The sequence below is a fragment of the Ideonella sp. sgz306126 genome, from assembly GCF_056032705.1.
Genome location: NZ_JBVYWP010000004.1, coordinates 370,508 through 391,246 on the forward strand (window position 1 = coordinate 370,508; position 20,739 = coordinate 391,246).

The 20,739-nt window shown below is 67.5% G+C and carries 21 protein-coding genes; 11 read left to right on the plus strand and 10 right to left on the minus strand.

Annotated features, from left to right (window positions below):
- Positions 1–6: 6 nt before the first annotated feature.
- The 6 genes from AC0N04_RS14110 to mltG all read right to left on the minus strand — a co-directional run bounded on the left by AC0N04_RS14110 (position 7) and on the right by mltG (position 4,653).
- A complete protein-coding gene (locus tag AC0N04_RS14110) occupies positions 7–669 on the minus strand; it encodes an ankyrin repeat domain-containing protein (RefSeq protein ID WP_474283071.1) in 663 nt (220 codons plus the stop codon).
- 10 nt (positions 670–679) lie between these two features.
- On the minus strand, positions 680–1,480 hold the full coding sequence (locus tag AC0N04_RS14115) for a TatD family hydrolase (RefSeq protein ID WP_474282713.1): 801 nt from the start codon (positions 1,478–1,480) through the stop codon (positions 680–682).
- A 60-nt stretch (positions 1,481–1,540) separates the two neighbouring features.
- Positions 1,541–1,939 carry a PilZ domain-containing protein gene (locus AC0N04_RS14120; RefSeq protein WP_474282715.1) on the minus strand — a complete coding sequence of 133 codons (399 nt, stop codon included), beginning with the start codon at positions 1,937–1,939 and terminating at the stop codon, positions 1,541–1,543.
- Entirely contained in the window at positions 1,936–3,003 is a 1,068-nt protein-coding gene (locus AC0N04_RS14125; RefSeq protein ID WP_474282717.1) for a DNA polymerase III subunit delta', read from the minus strand. Before AC0N04_RS14125 ends, AC0N04_RS14120 begins: the two co-directional genes overlap by 4 nt.
- Positions 2,996–3,556, minus strand: coding sequence for a dTMP kinase (gene tmk / locus AC0N04_RS14130; RefSeq protein ID WP_474282719.1), 561 nt, complete (start codon positions 3,554–3,556; stop codon positions 2,996–2,998). Before tmk ends, AC0N04_RS14125 begins: the two co-directional genes overlap by 8 nt.
- 98 nt (positions 3,557–3,654) lie before the next feature.
- Positions 3,655–4,653, minus strand: a complete 999-nt coding sequence (mltG, locus tag AC0N04_RS14135) for an endolytic transglycosylase MltG (RefSeq protein ID WP_474282720.1) — start codon at positions 4,651–4,653, stop codon at positions 3,655–3,657.
- Positions 4,654–4,711: 58 nt separating this feature from the next.
- On the opposite strand from mltG, the gene ygfZ reads away from it, so the two are divergent.
- From ygfZ to AC0N04_RS14150, 3 genes are read left to right on the plus strand one after another with little or no spacing between them, the layout of a single operon-like run.
- Entirely contained in the window at positions 4,712–5,665 is a 954-nt protein-coding gene (gene ygfZ, locus AC0N04_RS14140; protein ID WP_474282722.1) for a CAF17-like 4Fe-4S cluster assembly/insertion protein YgfZ, read from the plus strand.
- Complete coding sequence (locus AC0N04_RS14145) at positions 5,640–6,011, plus strand: DUF4936 family protein (RefSeq protein WP_474282724.1); 372 nt, start codon at positions 5,640–5,642, stop codon at positions 6,009–6,011. The genes ygfZ and AC0N04_RS14145 overlap by 26 nt, the downstream gene beginning before the upstream one ends.
- Complete coding sequence (locus AC0N04_RS14150) at positions 6,002–6,940, plus strand: NRDE family protein (RefSeq protein WP_474282726.1); 939 nt, start codon at positions 6,002–6,004, stop codon at positions 6,938–6,940. Before AC0N04_RS14145 ends, AC0N04_RS14150 begins: the two co-directional genes overlap by 10 nt.
- Before the next feature lie 37 nt (positions 6,941–6,977).
- On the opposite strand, the gene AC0N04_RS14155 is transcribed toward AC0N04_RS14150, so the two are convergent.
- Both AC0N04_RS14155 and AC0N04_RS14160 read right to left on the minus strand, forming a co-directional pair.
- A complete protein-coding gene (locus AC0N04_RS14155; RefSeq protein ID WP_474282728.1) occupies positions 6,978–7,838 on the minus strand; it encodes a YbgC/FadM family acyl-CoA thioesterase in 861 nt (286 codons plus the stop codon).
- A complete protein-coding gene (locus AC0N04_RS14160) occupies positions 7,835–8,746 on the minus strand; it encodes an alpha/beta hydrolase (protein ID WP_474282730.1) in 912 nt (303 codons plus the stop codon). The genes AC0N04_RS14155 and AC0N04_RS14160 overlap by 4 nt, the downstream gene beginning before the upstream one ends.
- A 114-nt stretch (positions 8,747–8,860) precedes the next feature.
- On the opposite strand from AC0N04_RS14160, the gene AC0N04_RS14165 reads away from it, so the two are divergent.
- Positions 8,861–10,009 carry an iron-containing alcohol dehydrogenase gene (locus AC0N04_RS14165; protein WP_474282732.1) on the plus strand — a complete coding sequence of 383 codons (1,149 nt, stop codon included), beginning with the start codon at positions 8,861–8,863 and terminating at the stop codon, positions 10,007–10,009.
- Positions 10,010–10,166: 157 nt separating this feature from the next.
- Here the strand turns inward: AC0N04_RS14165 and aceA are convergent, their stop codons facing one another.
- Positions 10,167–11,483: an isocitrate lyase gene (gene aceA, locus AC0N04_RS14170; protein ID WP_474282734.1), complete on the minus strand. Its 1,317-nt coding sequence runs from the start codon at positions 11,481–11,483 to the stop codon at positions 10,167–10,169.
- 312 nt (positions 11,484–11,795) lie between these two features.
- Between aceA and speB the strand changes: the two genes are divergently transcribed.
- Both speB and AC0N04_RS14180 read left to right on the plus strand, forming a co-directional pair.
- Complete coding sequence (speB, locus tag AC0N04_RS14175; protein WP_474282736.1) at positions 11,796–12,725, plus strand: agmatinase; 930 nt, start codon at positions 11,796–11,798, stop codon at positions 12,723–12,725.
- A gap of 187 nt (positions 12,726–12,912) precedes the next feature.
- A complete protein-coding gene (locus AC0N04_RS14180) occupies positions 12,913–13,455 on the plus strand; it encodes a hemerythrin domain-containing protein (protein WP_474282738.1) in 543 nt (180 codons plus the stop codon).
- A gap of 19 nt (positions 13,456–13,474) precedes the next feature.
- Here AC0N04_RS14180 and AC0N04_RS14185 read toward each other — a convergent pair whose 3' ends face one another.
- Positions 13,475–13,954, minus strand: coding sequence for an Lrp/AsnC family transcriptional regulator (locus AC0N04_RS14185; protein WP_474282740.1), 480 nt, complete (start codon positions 13,952–13,954; stop codon positions 13,475–13,477).
- Between the two features lie 155 nt (positions 13,955–14,109).
- Between AC0N04_RS14185 and aptA the strand changes: the two genes are divergently transcribed.
- The 5 genes from aptA (at position 14,110) to AC0N04_RS14210 (ending at position 20,552) form a co-directional block, all read left to right on the plus strand.
- Positions 14,110–15,435 carry an omega-aminotransferase AptA gene (aptA, locus tag AC0N04_RS14190; protein WP_474282742.1) on the plus strand — a complete coding sequence of 442 codons (1,326 nt, stop codon included), beginning with the start codon at positions 14,110–14,112 and terminating at the stop codon, positions 15,433–15,435.
- Positions 15,436–15,490: 55 nt separating this feature from the next.
- Positions 15,491–16,786, plus strand: a complete 1,296-nt coding sequence (locus AC0N04_RS14195) for an NAD(P)/FAD-dependent oxidoreductase (protein ID WP_474282744.1) — start codon at positions 15,491–15,493, stop codon at positions 16,784–16,786.
- Positions 16,787–16,791: 5 nt separating this feature from the next.
- Positions 16,792–17,607: a gamma-glutamyl-gamma-aminobutyrate hydrolase family protein gene (locus AC0N04_RS14200; RefSeq protein ID WP_474282746.1), complete on the plus strand. Its 816-nt coding sequence runs from the start codon at positions 16,792–16,794 to the stop codon at positions 17,605–17,607.
- Between the two features lie 94 nt (positions 17,608–17,701).
- Positions 17,702–19,069: a glutamine synthetase family protein gene (locus AC0N04_RS14205; protein ID WP_474282748.1), complete on the plus strand. Its 1,368-nt coding sequence runs from the start codon at positions 17,702–17,704 to the stop codon at positions 19,067–19,069.
- Between the two features lie 70 nt (positions 19,070–19,139).
- Positions 19,140–20,552, plus strand: a complete 1,413-nt coding sequence (locus AC0N04_RS14210) for an aspartate aminotransferase family protein (protein WP_474282750.1) — start codon at positions 19,140–19,142, stop codon at positions 20,550–20,552.
- Positions 20,553–20,739 lie beyond the last annotated feature (187 nt).

Below are 20,739 nucleotides of genomic sequence, written 5' to 3' on the forward strand. Positions count from 1 at the left end.
GCCACGTCAGTGGGCTGCGCTCTTGGTGTCCCGGATGTGCTGGAGTTTCTTCATCATCCAGTCGCGATCGGCGCCGGTCGCGAAGTCGATGGCGTCCATGTGCTTGTCGTTGCGCAGCGACAGGTCGGCTCCACTGCGCAGCAACAGATCCACCGATCGCTCGTCACCGTAGCGCGCCGCCATCATCAACGGGGTGCTGCCATTGGGTGAACGCACGTCGACGGCGGCACCGTGGTCCAGCAGCAGCTGAACGGCTTCGACGCTGGGGCCGGTGGCCGCGTAGTGCAGCGGCGACCATCCCGGCTGCTGCACCGGAACGCCCAGCGCCAGCAACTTCTTCATGACGTCGACCTTCCCTTTCAGCGCCGCCATCATCAACGGTGTTTCGCCAACGCGATTGCGGGCGTTGAAGTCGACGCCCGGCCAGGACCAGAGCACGTCCAGCACCTCGGGCGAATCGTCACGGATGGCGAGGTAAAGCGCCACTTGCCCGTAGGGATCCCGGATGTTGGGATCGATGCCCTGCTCCAGCGCCGCCCTGACGCCCGACGCGTTGTCGACATTGACGGCGCGAAAGAAATCCACTGCATTAGCTGCGTGCGCTGCCAGCCCCACCAGCAGCGCGATCATCAGGCTTGCGCGACGCAGCAGCGTGAAGACAGAAGTCATGGCGGACACCTCAGGACAGCGAGCTCATGGGGACCGTGACACCGAACAGCTGTTCAAAGTTCCGCGTCGTCAGGCGGGCAATCTCGTCCACCGGAACCGACCGAAGCCGGGCCAGTTCGCCCGCGACATAAGGCACCCAGGCTGGCGAGTTGGTCTTGCCGCGGAACGGCACCGGTGCGAGGTACGGGCTGTCCGTCTCGATCAACAGGCGATCGGCAGGCACCATCCTGGCCACCTCGCGCAAGGCCTCGGCGTTGCGAAAGGTCAGGATGCCCGACAGCGAGATATAGAAGCCCAGCTCAAGCGCGGCCCGCGCCACCTCAGCGGTCTCGGTAAAGCAGTGGAACACGCCCCTGGCCAGCCCACCGCCCTCTTCCCGCAGCACCGCCAGCGTGTCTTCGCTGGCCGACCGGGTGTGGATGATCAGCGGCAAGTCAAGCTGGCGCGCGGCCCGGATATGCACCCTGAATCGCTGCCGCTGCCACTCCATCTCGGCCACGCTTCGGCCGTTCAGGCGGTAGTAGTCCAGCCCCGTTTCGCCGATGGCGATCACTTTGGAATGGCGCTGCGCGGCATCGCACAGCGTCTGCAGGCTGGGTTCATCCACGCCTTCATTGTCGGGGTGGACGCCGACGCTCGCCCACAGGTGCGAGGCGCTCGCCGCAACCGAGAGAACCGCGTCAAACTCCTCCATCGTGGTGCAAATGCACAACGCGGCACGGACGTCGGCGCGGGCCATCTCGTCCAGGATGGCGGGCAGCCGCTCCCGCAATTCGGGAAAGCTCAGGTGGCAATGGGAATCGACGAACATGCAACAAGGGCTGAAGAGCAAGGCGGTGCCGGCGTGGCCGACGGGCCCGTGGCCAGTCGCTCAGAGGGTCTGGGTCGGCTTGTTCGAGGAAATCGAGGTGCCCAGGATTTCCTCGATCTTGACCTTCAGCGCCCGGGTCTTTTCGTCTGCCGGGAAGCGCACGCCGACGCCCTGGGTTCGCCCCCCCGGCGTGTTGGCCGGGGTGATCCATCCGACCTTGCCGGCCACCGGGTATCGCTGGGGGTCGCCGGGCAGCGACAGCAACAGATAGATGTCGTCACCCAGCTGGTAGTCGCGCGTCGACGGGACGAACAAGCCCCCTTCGGAGAACAGCGGCACGTAGGCGGCGTACAGCGCGCCCTTCTCCCGGAACACCAATTGAATGACGCTCGGGCGCGTCGAGGCGCCGCTGCCGCCCACCATGGCGTTCGTCGGGGAACGGCTGTCGAGTTCGCTCATGAGCGCAGTGTAGCGGCCGTCGATCGAGGTGGCGACCGGGTCCTTCCGCCGGCCGCTCGCCCCGCGTCGGCCTGCAAGGCCTTCTGTCCCTGGGCCAGCAAGGCTTCGAGCAACAAGCCGGCGTTCCAGGGGTGATCCTCGGTCCGGGCCGCCCGCATCAGGGCGCGGCTCCAGTCCGCCAACACGGTCCAGCTTCTCGCGACAGGCACGCTGTCGCGGGGAAAGAACCGCGGCTCGGCGCCCGCCTTCGCCGCCATCGCATCGTGGCAGATCTGCTGCAGCGCACGAATCGCGTCAGGTACCGGCAGTTGGCCCAGCAGGGCCGACTGGCCACGCGCCACCTGCGCAGGCAAGGCGGCCCACGCTGCGCCTGTCAGGCCCCGGCCCGCGGCGCTCGCCGCCGCCAAAGGCTGTCCACCAGAGGACTGCAGCAGCGCCTGCGCATCGGCGATTCCCTGGGTCGCCAACCAGGCCAGCGCCTGTTCAGCGGGCGGCGGCGCCAATCGCAGCATCTGGCAGCGACTGCGCAGCGTCGGCAACAAGTGCTGCGCATCCTCGACGCACAGCAGGATGCGCATGCCCGGCGCGGGCTCCTCCAAGGTCTTGAGCAGCGCGTTCGCCGACACCGCGTTCATCGCGTCGGCAGGAAACAGCACCAGCACCTTGCCCCGGCCGCGTCCCGAACTGGTATGGGCCCAGTCGATCGCCTGGCGCACGGCCTCGACGCGGATCTCCTTGCTCGGCTTGCGCTTGCCCTTGGCCTCGGCGGCATCGCCATCGGCGCCCTCGCCTTCCCCGGCGTTCCAGCCGAGTTCGAGCTGATGCGCCTCGGGCATCAGTACCCGCAGATCGGCGTGGCTGTGCGCGCCGACCAGGTGGCAACTGCCGCAGGCGTCGCACGGCCCGGGTGGCTGCTCGCACAGCCAGGCCTGCGCGGTGCGCAGCGCCAACTCGAACAAGCCCGAACCCAGACCTCCCTGAAGAATCAAGGCATGCCCACGCGTGTCGTCGCGCAAGGCATGCAGCGGTTCGACCAGCCACGGCAGTTCGCGTTCGTCACGCATCGCCGCCTCCCGGAGCCACCCGCGCCAGTACCGTGTCGACAACCTTGTCGCGGACGGACTCCAGGCTCGCGTCGGCATCGATGCGCTCGAACCGGTGGGGTTGCGCCGTGCAGCGCGCCTGATAGCCGCCACGCACGCGCGCGAAAAAGGCCTCGTCTTCTTGCTCGAGCCGATCCGGGGCTCGTGCCCCGGCACGTCGGGCCGCGGCGACCGCGGGCGGGACATCGAACCACAAGGTCAGGTCCGGCTGGCGGCCTTGCTGCACCCATTGTTCCAACTGCGACAGCACCGTCAGGTCGAAACCGCGGCCCGCCCCCTGGTAGGCAAAGGTGGCATCGGTGAAACGATCGCACAGCACGATCGCGCCGCCCGCCAATGCCGGCTCGATCACGCGGACAAGATGATCCCGGCGCGCGGCAAACACCAGCAGGGCCTCGGTCAGCGGGTCCATCGCCTCGCTCAGGAACAGCCCGCGCAATTGCTCGGCCAACGCGGTGCCGCCAGGTTCGCGCGTCACCACCAACTCGTGGCCGCGCGCCTTCAGCGCCGACACGACCGCGTCGATGTGGGATGACTTGCCGGCGCCGTCGATGCCTTCGAAACTGATGAACCGAGCGCCCAAGGGGGCCGGCCTGGAAAGGGCGGATGAGCTCACCGGCTCGCGCCTCGCTGGAATTGATTCACCGCCCGATTATGGTCGGCCAGGCTGTCGCTGAACGTGCTGCTGCCGTCCCCGCGCGCGACGAAATACAGCGCTTTCGATGGATCGGGATGGATCACGGCCCGCAGCGAGGCCCATCCGGGCATCGCAATCGGGGTCGGCGGCAGACCTTTGCGGGTGTAGGTGTTCCAGGGTGTATCGGTCTGCAGATCGACTTTGTGAAGATGGCCGTCGTAGCGCTCGCCCAGTCCGTAGATCACGGTCGGATCCGATTGCAAAGGCATGCCGGCGCGCAGCCGATTGATGAACACCGCGGCGACACGCGGACGGTCCGCCTCCCGACCGGTCTCCTTCTCGACCACCGACGCGAGCACCAACAACTCGTCCGGCGTGCCGATCGGCAGGCCGTCACTCCGCTCGGCCCAGGCCGCCGCCAGCCTCCGCTGCATCGCCAAGCGGGCCCGCTTCAGCACCATCAGATCGCTGACGCCGCGGCTGTAGGCGTAGGTGTCGGGAAAAAGCCCGCCTTCCATCGTAGTGCGATCCACCCCCAGCGCGGCGGCCACCTGGGCATCGCTCATCGACGCCACCTGATGCGTGAGATGGGGGGCCCGGGCCAGGGCCTCGCGCACCTGGCGGAAGTTCCAGCCCTCGATCAGCCTCAGCGACTCCAGGGTCTCGTCGCCGCGCACCATCATGTCCAGCAACTGCCGCGGCGTCATGCCCGGTTCGACCCGGTAGCTGCCGGCACGAATGCGGCGCGAGCGACCGGACCAGCGAAACCACTCGTACAGCGCGCCCGGCGAGGCCTTGACACCCGCTTGCACCCACGCCCGGGCAATGTCGCGTGCTGGCGTGCCGGGCTCGATCGAGAGCTCGACATCGCCCGTGGCCAGCGCCAAGGGGTGGTTCAGCCACCACATAACGCCGGCGGCCGCCACCCCGGCACCCGCCAGCAGTGCCAGCAACCCTGCCTTCAACCGTCTCATCGCGCTTCGCACCACCCTGAGGCCTCGTCAACCATGGGCGGCGATGATAATCGTCGCCATGATCGCCAACGTCGCCCCCCTGCCCGCGTCATCTCCTCCTTTCGAAGGCGCGGTTCGCCTACCCGACTGGGGCGTGATCCGGGCGCACGGGGCCGACGCCACCCCCTTTCTTCAAGGCCAGTTGACGAACGACCTGGCCGGCCTGCCCGCCGGCCGGGCCTGCCTGGCCGGCTACTGCTCGCCCAAGGGCCGCCTGCTGGCCAGCCTGATCGTCTGGCGCGCCGAGGACGGCGACTGGCTCCTGGCCTGCAGCGCCGATCTGCTGGCGAGCACGCTCAAGCGGCTCTCGATGTTCGTGATGCGCGCCCAATGCAAGCTGAGTGATGCGAGCCCGGACATCGGGCTGTGGGGTCTGGCCGGCGAGGCCGCCCGCCGCTGGGTCGGGGCGTCAGTCACCGCACCGTGGCAGATCGGCGGCCGGGCGGGAGTGCAGATGCTGCGTCTGGACGACGTCGGTGCGGTACCCCGATGGTTGGTGGCCGCGCCGGCGTCACAGGCGCCGTTCGATCTGCCGGCGCTGCCGTTGGACGCCTGGCGCAGCCTGGAGGTGCGCAGCGGCGTCGCCCGCATCGTGGCCGCCACGGTCGATGCCTTCGTGCCGCAGATGGTGAATTTCGAACTGGTCGGTGGCGTGAGCTTCAAGAAGGGCTGTTACCCGGGGCAGGAAGTGGTGGCGCGCAGCCAGTACCGCGGCACGCTCAAACGCCGTGCCGCGCTGCTGGCGGGGGCCGCCGAGATGATCCCAGGACAAGAGTTGTTCCACGTCGGCGATGCCGGACAACCCGCAGGACAGGTGGTGCTGGCGGCGCCCGCCGAGGCCGGCACCTGGGTCGCCCTGGCGGAGGTGAAACTCTCGGCCCTGGATGGCCAGCCGCTGCATCTGGACAGCGTCACCGGCCCCTTGCTGACCGTGGGCGACCTGCCCTATGCCGTTCCTGCCGATGTGTCCTGAAGCGCCGGCCGCCGCCGTTCCGGTGGCTTCGTCGGCCGCGGTCCGACACTGGTTCGTCTATTACCGGGTCGACCCGCAGCACCTCACCGCTGCGTTGACGTCGGCCCGTCGCCTGCAGGCGAAACTTCGCGCCCTCCACCCGGCATTGCAAGCCACGATCATGCAGCGGCTGGACGACCGCGACGCGGGCCATGTCACCCTGATGGAAAGCTACCAGTTCGATCCGTGCGGCCACCTCGCCGCCGCCGAGCAGGTGCGGCGCGACATCGAATCGGCCGGGCGCGACCTGAACGGCGTCGCTGGACTCCAGCAGCGCCACCTCGAAGATTTCGTCACATGTGCCTGATCGCTTTCGCGCTCGACGCGAGCCGGCGTTTTCCGCTGGTGGTCGCGGCCAACCGAGACGAATACTTCGACCGACCAGCGGCGCGGCTGGCTTGGTGGACTCCTGAGGAGGGCCGTCCGCCGGTCCTGTCGGGCCGCGACCTGCAGGCGGGCGGCACCTGGCTGGGCCTCACGGCCGAGGGGCGCCTGGCCATGGTCACCAATGTGCGCAAGCCGCGGCTCGAGGATGCCCAATCTCCATCGCGGGGACAGATCGTGACGCGCTGGCTGCGCGGTGATCTTCCGGCCGAGCGATTCTGGCCCCACGTGGCGCTGGCCGGTCACCAGCCTTTCAATCTGGTCGCCGTGGATTTTCGTGCCGGCGACTGTTTCTGGGCCAGCAGCGAACAGGCCAGTCCGCAGCGCATCGACCGCGGCATCCACGGGCTCAGCAACGGGCCGCTGGATCCGCCTTGGCCCAAGGTGACGGCACTGAAATCGCGACTGCATCAGGCGCTGGACGATGCCGACGGGGTCGACGTGCTGGCCGGTCGGCTGTTTGCCGCCCTCGCTGACCGACAGGAAGCGGCCGACGCCCACCTGCCCTCCACCGGCATCGGCATGGCCGCCGAGCGCATGCTGTCGCCGGCCTTCATCCGCTCGCCGGATGGCCGTTACGGCACCCGATGCTCGACGCTGGTCATCACCGAACGGGTGGCCAAGCGGAACATCACCCATGTGTTCGAACGCAGCTTCGCCGCCGGCCCCGGCTTGGCGCTGCTGCGCCGTTCGCTGCTCAAGGACTGGCCGCCACGGTATGTGCTGAGCCCGGACGAACTCGCAGTGCAGGCCGAAGCCGGGCCGGTGGCGGAGGCCGAGCTGAGCGAGTTGCCCGCACCGCCCCGGCGCCGCAGGGTGCGCAGCCTGATGCGCCCGGCGGGCAAGGACTGATCTCCGCCCGCGAGTTCGCCCGGTGAGTGCGGACGCCTCAACCGAGCGGGCGGGTCATTTCGACATGGACGATGCCGGCCTCGGTGAACTCCGGGCCGCATGCCTGGAATCCGGCACGGCGATAGAAGTCCGCGGCGCTGATCTGCGCGTGCAGCGACACGAGGCGATCGCCGCGGTCGCGGGCGACCGCCATCAGCGCCTCCAGCACGACGCGTCCGATCTGGCTGCCGCGCAGCGACCGCATCACCGCCATGCGGCCGATCCGCGCGACGCCCTGCCGCTCGCTCAGCAGCCGCCCGGTGGCCAGCGGCAGACCGAAGCGGTTGTGGGCGACGGCATGGACGGCGTGCACGTCGGCCGCATCCGCCTCCATCTCGGCCGGGACGTTTTGTTCACGCACGAAGACTTCCCGGCGGATCGCCGACGCCTCCGCGCCCAGCTCGCTCCAGGTGCCGGTGCGCGCCGCCACCATCGCCTGCCCGTCCTCGAAGGCCTGCATCACCTCGCGCAGCGCGGCCGGGACGGGCTGCGAGCGCCGGGTCGACGGATCGGCAAAGACGTAGACCAGTTCGCCGCTGACCAGCAGCATCTCGCCGCGGAACACGCCGACCGCGAAACGCAGCGACGAGGTGCCCACCTGGGCGCAGCGCACGCCGACCTCCAGCAGGTCGTCGTACTCGGCGGGCGCGTGGTACTCCAGCGTCGCCTTGCGCACGAAGAGGTCGCCGCCAAGGTGCTCCATCGTCAGCTGGTACGGCATCGCCAAGCGGCGCCAGTAGGCCGCCATCGCGGTGTCGACATAGGTCAGGTAGTGACCGTTGAAAACGATCTTCTGCAGGTCCACCTCGACCCAGCGCACGCGCTGGCGGTCCAGGCACCGGAATTCGGTTCGTTTCATGTCCATCCTTTGGCCAGGGCCTGCGCGGCCACGTCCAGCGCCTGACCTGCCTCCGGCAGGACCCGGCCGAGCTTGATGAAATCGTGAGTCAGGCCGCGGTACAGCTCGAGCTCCACCGCCACGCCGGCCGCACGCAATCGGTCGGCATAGGCCAGGCCTTCGTCGACCAGCGGGTCGCACTCGGCCAGCAGCAGACAGGCCGGCGCCACGCCGTCCACGTCTGACGCCAGCAGCGGGGCAAAACGCCAATCGCTGCGCTGCCGGCGGTCGATGTAATGGTCGAAAAACCAGGCGATCGCCTCGGCCTCCAGCAAGAAACCGTTGGCAAACAGTTGATGCGACGCGGTATCGGCGTGGGCGGTGGTGCCCGGCGTGATCAGCAATTGCAGCGTCAGCGCCAACCCCGCATCGCGGGCCAGCAAGGCGCACACCGCTGCCAAGGTGCCGCCCGCGCTGTCGCCACCGACGGCCAGGCGGTGGCCATCCAGACCCAGCTGCTCCCCCCCCGGACCGGCGAGCCAGCGCAAGGCAGCGAAGCTGTCGTCGACGGCGGTCGGGAAGCGGTGCTCCGGCGCGAGCCGGTAGTCCAGCGACAGCACCGCGCCACCGCTGCGCAGCGCCAGCTGGCGGCACAGGCTGTCGTGCGTTTCCAGGCCACCGATCACGAAGCCCCCGCCATGCAGGTACAGCAGCACCGGCAACCGGCCGGTGCGGGCTGCATACAAGCGGGCCGCGAGCGGCGTGCCGTCGGCGGCCGGAACGCGCAGGTCTTCGACCCGCGCGAGCGGCGCGCGAGGCAGATCCAGGACTTCCGCGCCGGCCTGGTAGGCACGCCGGGCCTGCTCGGGGGAGAGTCGGTGCAGCGGCGTGCGCTGGGCGCGCCGGATGCGGTCGAGAATACCGGACATGGCCGGCGAAAGAAGTTGGGTACTCAAGTTTGTGCTCATTGCCGAGGCGGTGCAGCCGCCAGCATACTGTGGCCATCCTCGTTCTTGCGCCGTGGACCCGCTCCACGCCTCCTCATGGCCCGCATTCTTTACCTGACCCAGATCGACATCGACTTCGGTGTGGTGCACCTGCTCGCCGAGGAATGCCAGCGCATCGGCATCCGGCGGCCGCTGGTGGTCACCGACGCAGGCGTGAAGGCGGCGGGCGTGCTCGCCATGGCCGTTGAGGCGCTGGAAGGCATGCCGCTGACGGTCTTCGACGGCACCCCGTCCAACCCGACCGAGGCGGCAGTGCGCCTTGCCGCGCAGGCCTATGCACAGGGTGGCTGCGATGGCCTGATCGCGGTCGGCGGCGGCTCCAGCATCGACCTGGCCAAGGGGGTGGCGATCGCCGCCACCCATCCTGGCCCGCTCAAGACCTATGCCACGATCGAAGGCGGCAGCCCCAGGATCACCGAGCGCGTCGCGCCGCTGATCGCCGTGCCCACCACGGCCGGCACCGGCAGCGAGGTGGCCCGCGGCGCGATCGTGATCGTCGACGATGGCCGCAAACTGGGCTTTCACAGTTGGCACCTGATGCCCAAGGCCGCACTGCTGGATCCCGGGTTGACGCTGGGGCTGCCGCCGATGCTGACCGCCGCAACCGGCATGGACGCCATTGCCCACTGCCTCGAGACCTTCATGGCCCCGGCGGTGAATCCGCCTGCCGATGGCATCGCGCTGGACGGGCTGGAGCGTGGTTGGCGGCACATCGAGCGCGCCACGCGCCACGGCCAGGACCGCGACGCCCGCTGGAACATGATGAGCGCCAGCATGCAGGGCGCAATGGCCTTCCAGAAGGGCCTGGGCTGCGTGCATTCGCTGAGCCACAGCCTGGGCGGCGTGAACCCGCGCCTGCATCACGGTACGTTGAACGCGATGTTCCTGCCGGCGGTGATCCGCTTCAACGCCAGCGCCGAGTCGATGCAGCGTGACCGGCGATTGCAGCGCATGGCCCACGCGATCGGCTTGTCCTCGTGCGACAGCCAGGGTACGGAACTCGCCGAGGCGGTGCGCGAACTGAATGCCCGGCTGGGCCTGCCGACCGGCCTGGCCGCGATGGGCGTGGCGCCCGAGGTGTTCGACGCGGTGATTGCCGGCGCATTGGCAGACCACTGCCACAAGACGAATCCGCGCCTGGCCACCGCCGAGGAATACCGCGAGATGCTGCACGCCTCGCTCTGAACGGCACCGGCCGACAAAAAGGCCCGGACGCTTGTGGCGCCGGGCCTGAAGACAGCCGCCGATTCGCGGGTCAAGACCGCTCCCATGCCTGCCGGCGTGACGTCGCCGACATCGCCTGGTCAGGTGCTCGCGCCCTTGCGGGCGCGCACGTCCTGACTCAGTGGAACTGCTCTTCTTCGGTGGAGCCGGTCAGTGCCTTGACGCTGGACGTGCCGCCCTGGATCACGGTGGTGACATCGTCGAAATAGCCGGCGCCGACTTCCTGCTGGTGAGACACGAAGGTGTAGCCCTTCTCGCGCGCTGCGAATTCCTGTTCCTGCACCTGGTTGACATAGTGCTTCATGCCTTCGCCGCGGGCATAGGCGTGGGCGAACTGGAAGGTGTTGTACCAGTTGATGTGGATGCCGGCCAGCGTGATGAACTGGTACTTGTAGCCCAGCGCCGCCAGGTCTTCCTGGAACGAGGCGATCTGCTTGTCGTCCAGGTTCTTCTTCCAGTTGAACGACGGCGAGCAGTTGTAGCTCAGCAGCTTGCCCGGGCAGGCGGCTTGCACGGCTTGGGCAAATTCACGGGCGAAGCCGATGTCGGGCACGCCGGTCTCGCACCACACCAGATCGGCGTAGGGCGCGTAGGCGACGCCCCGGCTGATGGCTTGCTCCAGGCCGTTCTTGACCCGGTAGAAGCCTTCCTGGGTGCGCTCGCCGGTCAGGAAAGGCTTGTCGTTGGCGTCGTGGTCGCTGGTGATCAGGTTGGCGGCTTCGGCGTCGGTGCGGGCCAGCACGATGGTGGGCACGCCCATCACGTCGGCGGCGAAGCGCGCGGCGATCAGCTTCTCAACCGCTTCGCTGGTGGGCACCAGCACCTTGCCACCCATGTGGCCGCATTTCTTCACCGCGGCCAGTTGGTCTTCGAAGTGCACGCCGGCCGCGCCCGACGCGATCATGTTCTTCATCAGCTCGAAGGCGTTCAGCACGCCACCGAAACCAGCTTCCGCATCGGCCACGATGGGCAGGAAGTAGTCGATGAATTCCTTGCTGTCCGGACCGATGCCACGCGACCACTGGATCTCGTCAGCACGCTTGAAGGTGTTGTTGATGCGGCGGACCATGGTGGGCACCGAGTCGTAGGCGTACAGCGACTGGTCGGGGTACATGGTTTCGCTGGTGTTGCCGTCGGCGGCGACTTGCCAGCCCGACAGGTACACCGCTTCCAGGCCCGCCTTGGCCTGCTGCATGGCCTGGCCGGCGGTGATCGCGCCGAAGGCGTTGACGTAGCCCTTCTTGGCGCCGCCGTTGACCTTCTCCCACAGCTTCTCGGCGCCACGCTGGGCCAGCGTGTACTCGGGCTGGAGACTGCCGCGCAGGCGCACCACGTCGGCCGCGCTGTAGCCGCGCTTCACCAGCTTCCAGCGGGGGTTCTCGGCCCAGTCCTTCTCGAGGGCGGCGATCTGTTGTTCGCGGGTCATTTGTTTCATCACAGGCTCCTGAACGTGAAGAGGAAGAAGAGTGTCAAGCTGGGCTCAAGCGTACGACGGCGATGGGGCTCAGACAAGACTTATGTCTTATATAAGATATAAATTTCACTCCATATAAATCAATGAGTTACGACATATTTTCTCAATGCGAAAACTGAGTTTTCACTATGAAAAAATCTGCTGCGACGCAGCATGTCGTGATTTCTCAATGCGAAATGCCTTCACGCTGGTGAAAACCCTTTCCATCGCCGACCGACGCCTGGCGGGGTCTTCCGTATCATCGGCAGCCCTGCACTGAGCTCAGAGCCCGACATGGCCGGTTTCCCCTACCTCTCTCAAACAAGCTTTCTGAAGGCCCCCCCGCTGTCGAAGACCGATCGTTTCGCGATCGCGGGGGTCGCCTGGGATGGCAGCGTGACCAACCGACCGGGCGCTCGCTTCGGGCCGCGCTCGATCCGCGAAGCCAGCCACATGCTGTGTGATGGCATCCATCCCCACTTTGATGTGGCGCTCGATGGCGTGCTGGGCGATGCCGGGGACCTGCCGCTGCCCAACACCAGCCTGGCCGACATGCGCCACGCGATGATGCCGCTGGCGACCGAATTGATCGCAGGTCACCACATGGCGTGGCTGGGCGGCGACCACTCGATCACGCTGCCCTTGCTGCGTGCCTACCGCGCTCAGTTGGGCCGGCCGCTCGCCGTGATCCATTTCGACGCCCATTGCGACACCTGGACAGACCATTTCGGCGAGCCCAGCGGCCACGGCACCTGGGTCTACGAAGCGATCCAGGAAGGCTTGGTGGTACCGGAGGGCTTCACGCAGCTGGGCATCCGCTCGGCCGGACAGCGCGAGGCGCGGGACTACGTCCGCCAGCAGGGGGGGCAGATCTTCACCGCACGCGACCTGCGCGGCCTGGACCGCCCGCAGCAACTGGAACCCGTGGTGGCCGCCGTGCGCGAGCGCTGGCAGCAACTGGGCCAGCCACCGCTCTACCTGAGCCTGGATATCGATGCGCTCGACCCCGCTTTCGCCCCCGGCACCGGAACGCCGGAGCCGGCCGGCCTGAGCAGCCACCAGATGTTCAGCCTGCTCGAAGCGTTTGCGGCGCTGCCTTTCGTCGGCATGGACTGTGTCGAAGTGTCGCCGCCCTACGATCATTCCGAGATCACCAGCCTGGTCGCGGCTCAACTGGTCTGGACGTATCTGTGCGGCCAGCAGGCCCGTACGCAACGCCCCTGAAGAGTGCGCAAGGCACCGCAGGCGCGCCGACCGGCACCGGCGAGAGGCGCCCTCATCGAGGCGGCGGTCAAGGCCCGAGGCCGGACGCGCCGGCGTCCCGCCAAGCCGGTGAACTTTGATCCGCGACAAGCCTAGGCAAAGCGCAACCGCGAAGATGGGGGCCATCGTCATGCCAAGGAAATGCATCATGGTCCATCCGCAACAAGGCACGGACGCCGCCCTGAATGCCAGGCTGGCTCCCTTTGACGCGCTGGACGCCTGCCATCGCGAGATGGTCAGCCACCTGCAACTGCTGGATCGCCTGATCCACCATCTCGACCGGCATGGTGTGGACGACGAGGCCCGCCGACTGGCGGTGGCCGTGATGCGCTTTTTCAACGACACCGCGCAGGTGCACCATGCCGAAGAGGAGCGCAAGGTCTTCCCGCCCCTGCTCAATGGCACTGACAGCGCGATGATCCAGCACGTACGCCGGCTCCAGCAGGACCACGGCTGGCTGGAAGAAGACTGGCGCGAACTGGCCCTGCAGTTGTCGGCGGTCGCCGAAGGCTACAGCTGGTACAGCATCGACAGCCTGCGGGAGGGCGCCGAGGTCTTCACCGCGCTTTATCACGACCACATCGCACTGGAGGAGTCGCTGGTCTACCCCGAGGCCCGGCGCCTGGTGCAGGCCGAGTTCGACGGCATCGGACGGCGACTGGCCGAACAACGGCGCGCCGCCGCGGCCTGAAGCCAGCCCGCAGCGTGGGCTACAAGGGCAGCGCGGTCGTCTTTTTCACCGTGCGCAGCACCAGCATCGAGTTGGAGCGCTCGACCCCCGGCAAGCGCATCAGCACCTCGGTGTGGAATCGCTCCAGGTCTTCGGCGTCCTGGTAGCAGAACCGGATCAGGTAGTCGTTCGAACCGGCCACATAAAAGCAGTCGAGGATTTGCGGCTCGTCGCGCGCTGCCTGCTCGAACGCTTCGAGCAGGCTGTTGCTCATCGACTCGAGGTTGATGATCGTGAAGCTGGTGCCGTGCTGGCCGACCGACTTGGGGTTCAGCAGGGCCACGTACTGTGCGATCACCCCCTCGTCTTCGAGTTGCTTGACCCGCCTCAGGCAGGCCGAAGGCGACAGGTGGACGCGCTGCGCCAAGTCCACGTTCGAGACCTTTCCGTCCTGTTGAAGCTCGGCCAGGATCTGCCGGTCGATCGCATCCAATTGCATCGGATTCTGAATGTTTCGCATATTGTGCTCAATGTGCTGATGGTATCCGCATTTTGTTGCGTCACGCAGGGTTGCCCCGTGGCGAACGCGCAAGCACATTGCGCGCCGCCTTGTCTAGACTTCAGCCTGTTGCGCAAGCCTGCCGACCGATCGAGGTCGCGGGCGTCTGCCGAAGGATGCTGATGACCTCGCCCAAGCCCGCCGCCCTTGACGCCTTCTGGATGCCGTTCACCGCGAATCGGCAGTTCAAGAAGGCCCCTCGCCTGCTGGCCAAGGCCTCGGGCATGTATTACGAGACCGATGACGGGCGGCAGATCCTGGACGGCGTCGCGGGGCTGTGGTGCGTCAACGCGGGCCATGCCCGCCCGAAGATCGTGCAAGCCATCGCCGCCCAGGCGGCCGAGCTGGACTACGCGCCGCCGTTCCAGATGGCCCACCCCAAGGCCTTCGAGTTGGCTGACCGGGTGGCGGCGCTGGCTCCGGCGGGCATGAACAAGGTGTTCTTCACCAATTCCGGATCCGAATCGGTGGAGACGGCATTGAAGATGGCACTGGCCTACCACCGCGTGCGGGGCGAAGGGCAGCGCACCCGGCTGATCGGACGCGAGCGCGGTTACCACGGCGTCAACTTCGGCGGCATCTCGGTCGGCGGCATCGTTGCCAACCGCAAGATGTTCGGCACGCTGCTGAGCGGCGTCGACCATCTTCGTCACACCCATGATCCCGCCCGCAATGCGTTCAGCGTCGGCATGCCGGAGCACGGCGCCGAGCTGGCCGACGACCTGGAACGCCTGTACGCGCTGCACGATGCGTCGACCATCGCCGCCGTGATCGTCGAGCCGGTGGCGGGTTCGACCGGCGTGTTGCTGCCGCCGCAAGGCTACCTTCAGCGCTTGCGCGATATTTGCGATCGCCACGGCATCCTGCTGATCTTCGACGAGGTGATCACCGGTTTCGGCCGCACCGGCAACCCCTTCGCGGCGCAGACCTTCGGCGTCACTCCCGACCTGATCACCGCGGCCAAGGGAATCACCAACGGCTGCGTGCCGATGGGCGCGGTGATCGCCAAGCAGTCGATCTACGACACCTTCATGCAAGGACCCGAGCAACTGATCGAGTTCTTCCACGGCTACACCTATTCCGCCCACCCGCTCGCCTGCGCAGCCGGCCTGGCGACGCTGGACACCTACGCCGACGAAGGCCTGCTGACCCGCGCCAAGGACCTCGAGGCCGAGTTCGGCCAGGCGCTGCATTCGCTGCGCGATGCGCCCCATGTCATCGACATCCGCAACATCGGCCTGGTGGGCGGCATCGAGCTGGCGCCGCGCGTCGGCGCGCCGGCGCAGCGCGCCTTCGACGTGTTTCTCGACTGCTACGAGCAAGGCGTGCTGATCCGCACCACCGGCGACACGATTGCGCTGTCGCCACCGCTGATCATCGAGCGGGCGCACATCGGCCAGATCATCGACACCCTTCGCCGCGCGCTGGGGCGCGTGGCCTGAAGCTTGCATTGCCGAACCCGCCACCACCACCGAGGGCTTGCCTAGCGCCTACCTTATGAGACTCTTCAGCGTCGACCGCGATCTTGCCCGTGATTCGTACTATGCCGCGACGGCCTCTCGCGGCGACCGCCAGCCGGCGTTGGCGGGCCACGTCGATTGCGACGTGGCCGTGGTCGGAGGGGGGCTAGCGGGCTTGTCGGCCGCGCTGGATCTGGCCGACAAGGGGCTCTCGGTCGTGCTGCTGGAGGCCCGTCAACTGGGCTGGGGCGCCAGCGGGCGCAATGGCGGCCAGGCCATCCATGGCCTGGCCTGCGACCAGACGGTGATCGAGGGCCAACTGGGCCTGGACGATGCCAAGCGCGTCTGGGCCATGACGCTGGAAGCACTCGATTTGCTGCGCGAGCGCGCGGCCCGCCACCGCATCGAGTGCGATTGGCGCGACGGTTACCTGGGTCTGGCCACCAGCGCGCGCAAAGGGGCCGAATTGAATGAGTGGGCCGACCGCATGGAGCGCGTCTACGGCCAGGGCTTCACCCGCATCGCGCCCGCCGAGCTGCCGCGCTGGATCGCCAGCACCCGCTACCACAGCGGCTTGCACGACCCGCGCTCCGGCCATCTGCACCCGCTCAAGTACACGCTGGGCCTGGCACGCGCGGCCATCGAGGCGGGCGTGCGCGTGTTCGAAGAGTCGGCCGTGCTGTCGATGACCCCGGGCACCCCGGTGCGACTGACCACGGCCGGCGGCAGCGTCGGGGCACGCCAGGTCCTGCTGGCCGGCAACGTCTATCTGCAAGGCGTGGCGCAGTCGCTGGAATCGCGCATCATGCCTGTCGGCACCTACATCGCCTGCACCGAGCCGCTGGACCCGGCGCTCGCGGACGCGCTGGTCCCGAGCCGCTCGGCGGTGTGCGACACCAATTTCGTGCTGGACTATTTCCGCACCACGAACGATCACCGCATGCTCTACGGCGGGCGTGTCAGTTACAGCACGGTCACGCCGCGCCATCTGGCCGCCAGCATGCAGCGCCGCATGGTCGCCACGTTCCCGCAGCTGCGCAACGCCCGGATCGACCACGCGTGGGGCGGCTTCGTCGACATCACGATGAACCGCGCCCCCGACTTCGGCCGCCTCGGCGCCAACGTCTACTACCTGCAAGGCTTCTCCGGTCACGGCCTGGCGCTGACCGGTCTGGCAGGCCGGCTGGTGGCCGAGGCCATGTCCGGCGACGCCAGCCGCTTTGACGTCTTCGCCCGGATCAAGCACCATCCTTTCCCGGGCGGACGCTGGCTGCGCACGCCGGCCCTGGTGCTGGGCATGGCCTGGTACCGGTTGCGGGATCTGTTGGGATGACCCTCATGAACGACCTGACCCTGCCCCTGTCGGAGCCCGCGGCCAGCACGGCGGCGCGCAAGCCTTTGGTCCTGGTGCCGGCCTGCAACAAGATGCTCGGCGAGCACCCCTTCCACATCGCCGGCAAGAAGTACGTCGACGCCGTGCGCCTGGCGGGCTGCCTGCCGCTGATCGTGCCGTCGGCCGAGGCGGATGAGCTTGATGCCTTGCTCGATCTGGCCGATGGCGTGCTGCTGACGGGCTCGCCGTCGAATGTCCACCCCAGCCACTTCGGCGAAGACGTGCACAACCCCGATCTGCCGCTGGACCCGTTGCGCGACAGCTGGACGCTGCCCTTGATCCGCCGCGTCGTCGACCGCGGCATGCCGCTCTTCGCGATCTGCCGTGGTACGCAGGAAACCAACGTGGCGCTCGGCGGCTCGTTGCATCAGGCGGTCCACGAAATCGAGGGTCACGACGATCACCGGCCCGCCGATGACGCGCCGGCGTCCGAAGCCTACGGGCCGGCGCATGAGGTCAGCGTCGTGCCGGGCGGCCGCCTGGCCCAGGTGCTGCAGCTGCCCGGCTTCACCGTGAATTCGGTCCATGGTCAGGCGGTGAACCGGCTGGCCGACGGCCTGCGCGTCGAGGCCTACGCACCCGACGGCGTGGTCGAGGCCTTCTCGGTGGCGGACTCGGCCGGCTTCAGCCTGTGCGTCCAATGGCATCCGGAATGGCAGGCCGGAGACAACCCGGTGTCGAAAGCCCTGTTGACCGCCTTCGGGGGCGCCTGCCGGCAGTACCGCGATCGCCACCGGGCGCCCGAGCCACCGTCTCGCTGATCCCCACCCGACTCCGCCGGGGCTCGCGCGGCCCGGCGCCTGGCATGTCCAGGCCACACCCGCGCGCAATGTCAGATTTTTCAGGTGCCTCATCATGGCCAGCAAAGAACATTTCAATTTCGCCGAGTTGGAAACTTGGCTCGATCAACATCGCGTCACCGAGATCGAATGCCTGGTGCCCGACCTCACCGGTGTCGCGCGCGGCAAGATCCTGCCGCGCCAGAAGTTCACCGAAGACCGCGGCATGCGGCTGCCCGAAGCCATCGTCGGCATGGGCGTGACCGGCGAGTTCCCCGAGGAAGGGCCCTACTACGACGTGATCAACCCGACCGACCGCGACATGCATCTGCGGCCGGATCCGGCGACCGTGCGCATCGTGCCGTGGGCCACCGACCCGACGGCCCAGGTGATCCACGACTGCTACGACCGCGACGGCAATCTCGTGCCGTTCGCGCCGCGTTCGGTGCTGCGCCGGGTCTGCGACCTGTTCGCCGCCGAAGGCTGGGAACCGGTGGTGGCACCCGAACTGGAGTTCTACCTGGTGGCGCGCAACACCGATCCGGACATGCCGTTGAAGCCGCCGGTGGGCCGCAGTGGCCGCAGCGAGACCTCGCGCCAGGCCTACTCGATCGACGCGGTCAACGAGTTCGACCCGCTGTTCGAAGACGTCTACGACTACTGCGAGAAGATGGAGCTGAACGTCGACACGCTGATCCACGAGATCGGGGCCGGCCAGATGGAGATCAACTTCTTCCACGCCCATCCGCTGGGTCTGGCCGACGAAGTGTTCTTCTTCAAGCGCACGGTGCGCGAGGCCGCGCTGCGCCACGACATGTACGCCACCTTCATGGCCAAGCCGATCGCCGGCGAGCCCGGCAGCGCGATGCACGTGCACCAGAGCCTGGTCAGCAAGGCCACCGGAAAGAACATCTTCAGCAACCCGGACGGCACGCCCAGCAAGGAGTTCTACTGGTACATCGGCGGCCTGCAGAAATACATCCCGGCGGCGATGGCCTTGTTCGCCCCCTACGTCAACAGCTACCGCCGGCTGTCGCGCAACACCGCCGCGCCGATCAATATCCAGTGGGGCACCGACAACCGCACCGTGGGCATCCGCTCGCCGGTGGCCACCGCGCAGGCGCGCCGGATCGAGAACCGCGTGATCGGGGCCGACGCCAACCCCTACTGCGCCTTGGCCGCGACGCTGGCCTGCGGCTACCTGGGCATCAAGAACCAGATCGAGCCCAGCCACGAGTGCAAGGGTGACGCCTATCTGGGCGAATACCAGCTGCCGCGCAGCCTGGTCGAGGCGCTGGAGCTGCTGCGCAACGAAAAGGACCTGGGTGAAGTGCTGGGTGAGTCGTTCATCACCGTCTACACCGAGGTCAAGGAAATCGAGCACGCCGAGTTCATGAAGGTGATCTCGCCGTGGGAGCGCGAACACCTGCTGCTCCACGTCTAAGGACTCGCGGGACAGGCGCCTCGAACCCGACGCGAAGCGCCGCCCTCCACTGACTTCCAGGAACCCCATCATGCAAGACAACATCGTCATCCAGGCGCCCGCGGTGGCGCGCAAGCGCAGCACCCGCGAATGGCAGCAGGCCGACTCGGCGCATTTCCTGCACCCGTTCACCGACTTTGCCGGCCTGGCCAAGAAGGGCTCGCGCATCATCACCAAGGCAGACAACATCTACCTGTGGGACAGCGAAGGCAAGAAGCTGCTGGACGCGATGAGCGGCCTGTGGTGCGTCAACGTCGGCTACGGCCAGCAGGCGCTGGTCGACGCGGCGACCCGCCAGATGAAGGAACTGCCCTTCTACAACGCCTTCTTCCAGACCGCCACGCCGCCGGCGATCGAACTGGCGGAGTTGCTGTCGCAGGTCACGCCGCCTCAGTTCCAGCATGTGTTCTTCACCGGCTCGGGCTCGGAGGGCAACGACACCGTGGTGCGCATGGTCCGCCGCTACTGGGACGTGCTGGGCCAGCCCGAGCGTCAGGTCATCATCAGCCGCATCAACGGCTACCACGGCTCGACGATGGCCGGCGCTTCGTTGGGCGGCATGAGCGGCATGCACGCCCAAGGGGGGCTGCCGATCCCCAACATCGTGCACATCGATCAGCCGTATTGGTTCCAGAACGGCCAGGGCATGAGCCGGGCCGATTTCGGCAAGGTCGCTGCCGGCTGGCTGGAAGCCAAGATCCTGGAAGTGGGGCCCGAGAAAGTGGCGGCTTTCATCGGCGAACCGGTGCAGGGCGCGGGCGGCGTGATCGTGCCGCCCGAGACCTACTGGCCCGAGATCCAGCGCATCTGCGACAAGTACGGCATCTTGCTGGTGTCCGACGAAGTCATCTGCGGCTTCGGCCGTACAGGCAACTGGTTCGGCTGCGAGACCATGGGCACCCGACCCGACCTGATGACCATCGCCAAGGGCATCACCTCGGGCTACGTGCCGCTGGGCGGCGTGATGGTGGGCGACCGCGTGGCCAAGGTGCTGATCGAGCAAGGCGGCGAGTTCGAGCACGGCTTCACCTACTCGGGACATCCAGTGGCGGCGGCGGTGGCGGTGGCCAACATCAAGCTGATCCAGCAGCTCAAGCTGGTCGAGCATGTGCGCGAGGATGTCGGCCCGTATCTTGCTCAGCAATTCGCTGCGCTCGCCGAGCATCCGCTGGTGGGCGAAACGCAAACCTGCGGGTTGATGGGCGCGATGATGCTGGTCAAGGACAAAGCCAAGGGAACACCGTTTGCCAGTGAACTCGGCGTCGGCATGATCTGCCGCGGCCATTGCTTCGGCAACGGCTTGATCATGCGCGCCGTCGGCGACCGCATGATCATCGCGCCGCCCTTGGTGATCACGCGGGCCCAGGTCGACGAGATGATGGCGCTGATCCGGCGCTGCCTCGACCTGACGCTGACCGAGGTCAACGCCAAGGGCTGGATCTGATGAGCGAACCAGGCGCCGTGAGTTCCCGCTGGCTTCCCCCGATGCTGGCGCGCTCCTGGCTGACCTAGACTGGAATGCGATCTGCCATAGGGCTGCTGCCGTCATCCGTGAACGCGCCCGGAACCATCGAAACCACCCCGCCTCACCGCTAACATTCCTCCAGGACGTCACCCGTCCGTGCCCTTGA

What these genes read in the sequence shown, in the direction of transcription:
- AC0N04_RS14145 (WP_474282724.1), top strand. Translation starts at nt 5,640, where the DNA reads ATGCCGTTCCTGCCGATGTGTCCTGAAGCGCCGGCCGCCGCCGTTCCG.
- mltG (WP_474282720.1), bottom strand. Translation starts at nt 4,653, where the DNA reads ATGAGACGGTTGAAGGCAGGGTTGCTGGCACTGCTGGCGGGTGCCGGG.
- ygfZ (WP_474282722.1), top strand. Translation starts at nt 4,712, where the DNA reads ATGATCGCCAACGTCGCCCCCCTGCCCGCGTCATCTCCTCCTTTCGAA.
- AC0N04_RS14125 (WP_474282717.1), bottom strand. Translation starts at nt 3,003, where the DNA reads ATGCGTGACGAACGCGAACTGCCGTGGCTGGTCGAACCGCTGCATGCC.
- AC0N04_RS14210 (WP_474282750.1), top strand. Translation starts at nt 19,140, where the DNA reads ATGCAAGACAACATCGTCATCCAGGCGCCCGCGGTGGCGCGCAAGCGC.
- AC0N04_RS14165 (WP_474282732.1), top strand. Translation starts at nt 8,861, where the DNA reads ATGGCCCGCATTCTTTACCTGACCCAGATCGACATCGACTTCGGTGTG.
- AC0N04_RS14180 (WP_474282738.1), top strand. Translation starts at nt 12,913, where the DNA reads ATGGTCCATCCGCAACAAGGCACGGACGCCGCCCTGAATGCCAGGCTG.
- AC0N04_RS14205 (WP_474282748.1), top strand. Translation starts at nt 17,702, where the DNA reads ATGGCCAGCAAAGAACATTTCAATTTCGCCGAGTTGGAAACTTGGCTC.
- AC0N04_RS14110 (WP_474283071.1), bottom strand. Translation starts at nt 669, where the DNA reads ATGACTTCTGTCTTCACGCTGCTGCGTCGCGCAAGCCTGATGATCGCG.
- AC0N04_RS14185 (WP_474282740.1), bottom strand. Translation starts at nt 13,954, where the DNA reads ATGCGAAACATTCAGAATCCGATGCAATTGGATGCGATCGACCGGCAG.
- AC0N04_RS14195 (WP_474282744.1), top strand. Translation starts at nt 15,491, where the DNA reads ATGAGACTCTTCAGCGTCGACCGCGATCTTGCCCGTGATTCGTACTAT.
- aptA (WP_474282742.1), top strand. Translation starts at nt 14,110, where the DNA reads ATGCTGATGACCTCGCCCAAGCCCGCCGCCCTTGACGCCTTCTGGATG.
- AC0N04_RS14155 (WP_474282728.1), bottom strand. Translation starts at nt 7,838, where the DNA reads ATGAAACGAACCGAATTCCGGTGCCTGGACCGCCAGCGCGTGCGCTGG.
- AC0N04_RS14115 (WP_474282713.1), bottom strand. Translation starts at nt 1,480, where the DNA reads ATGTTCGTCGATTCCCATTGCCACCTGAGCTTTCCCGAATTGCGGGAG.
- AC0N04_RS14120 (WP_474282715.1), bottom strand. Translation starts at nt 1,939, where the DNA reads ATGAGCGAACTCGACAGCCGTTCCCCGACGAACGCCATGGTGGGCGGC.
- AC0N04_RS14160 (WP_474282730.1), bottom strand. Translation starts at nt 8,746, where the DNA reads ATGTCCGGTATTCTCGACCGCATCCGGCGCGCCCAGCGCACGCCGCTG.
- AC0N04_RS14200 (WP_474282746.1), top strand. Translation starts at nt 16,792, where the DNA reads ATGAACGACCTGACCCTGCCCCTGTCGGAGCCCGCGGCCAGCACGGCG.
- AC0N04_RS14150 (WP_474282726.1), top strand. Translation starts at nt 6,002, where the DNA reads ATGTGCCTGATCGCTTTCGCGCTCGACGCGAGCCGGCGTTTTCCGCTG.
- speB (WP_474282736.1), top strand. Translation starts at nt 11,796, where the DNA reads ATGGCCGGTTTCCCCTACCTCTCTCAAACAAGCTTTCTGAAGGCCCCC.
- aceA (WP_474282734.1), bottom strand. Translation starts at nt 11,483, where the DNA reads ATGAAACAAATGACCCGCGAACAACAGATCGCCGCCCTCGAGAAGGAC.